Source organism: Rothia sp. HMSC061D12 (assembly GCF_001836735.1).
Classification (GTDB): Bacteria; Actinomycetota; Actinomycetes; order Actinomycetales; family Micrococcaceae; genus Rothia.
Map to the genome: position 1 here is coordinate 1 of NZ_KV830303.1, position 1,397 is coordinate 1,397.

A 1,397-nucleotide genomic window follows, 5' to 3' on the forward strand; every position below is an offset into this window, starting at 1 on the left:
ATAACGGCCGTAGTCTTGACTCACCAAACCCACATTTGCCAATAAATCATCAGGTGATATGTCCTGTACCGACTTATCTCCGATTAGGATGTCTCCTTTGGAGGGCTTAAGCATGCCCATAAGTGCATTTACTAGGGTTGTCTTTCCCGATCCATTGGGGCCGACAATACCAATCATCTGCCCGGGACTAAAAGTGAGATTGATGTTTTTAAGAGCGAAAGAATCAGCTTTTGGGTACTGGATAGCAAGATTCCTGATGGAAACGCTGGAGATTTCAGGGTAGGTATCGGCAATCGGATTTTTCTGCCCGGGTTGTGCGCTAGAAATAAACTTTCGATATACATCAATTGCGTTTGACCCCGCCGCCATCGAGCTAAGGTTGCTTCCCATCGAGCCAAGCGAGACTATAGCCGAGGTAATACCTATAACAGCTCCAGCAAGAACACCGGGAGCCGGCGACGAGGCCGCTAGAAAAATAAGGGCTAACGCTAGCAATGCAGCGCTTATAAAACCAACAATTGTATATATTCTGAGGATGTAACGAGCTAGGCCAATTTCCTCCTCACCGGATTTTTTCCGTTCTTGATTAGCACGATGCGCAAAGAACGACCGAGCATTAAGAATTGCAAGCTCACGAGCAGTAGTTATTTGTGCAATCTGGTTAGTGCTATGCCACGCGTTGTAGCTATATGAATATATTTTTTCCATTGCCTCAGCATTCTTACTCGAATAGAGATGTGACATAAAGGCAACAGGAATCATGCCTGCAAGCATGCAGAGTGAAGCATATACATTGATCTTTCCTACGGAATAACTAAGGGCTCCCGTCGAAAAAATGATGAATATCAGAGCACCCATAGTCGAAACTTGAGACCCCAGGCTCCCCCCTGTCACAGCATCATGAGCTGCCCTTGATGAGCGAGCATAATCACCACTCGCGATTTCCTGAGAAGAACAAGTCGCCAGACGAGAAGATACGTTCTGAATACCCGTACTTGACATTCGAGAATTTAGAATCATACGCAGAGAATCTGATGCTTGCCCCAGGGCAATGTATCCTGCCAGCACAAAACTAACCCCCAGCGCTAGCGGGAGCACCTCATCCTGGCTCTGACCCAAATGCTCAACAAGCCTAGTGACAGCCTCCATCTGCAAAGCGGGGAATAGCGATAGGCACACAACAGACGCTAGATAGGAGACGGTCCATACGGGGTGATTTCTGAAAGCATAAACCACGGACCAAACAGTATTAGCCATAATCTTACGCATCTTTATAGTCCCTTTCAGTAGAAGTTTTGCGCCCTGCAGAATCTTCAGAGATCTGATTTTTGAAAATTTCCATAAACTTTCCCTCTGCCTTCAGTAGCTCCCGGTAGGTTCCTTGCTCCACCACACAC

At 46.7% G+C, this 1,397-nt stretch carries 1 protein-coding gene; it reads right to left on the minus strand.

Annotated elements, in window-relative coordinates:
• On the minus strand, positions 1 to 1,269 hold a 1,269-nt coding region (locus tag HMPREF2682_RS09325), incomplete at its 3' end, for an ATP-binding cassette domain-containing protein (protein ID WP_141762603.1).
• Positions 1,270 to 1,397 lie beyond the last annotated feature (128 nt).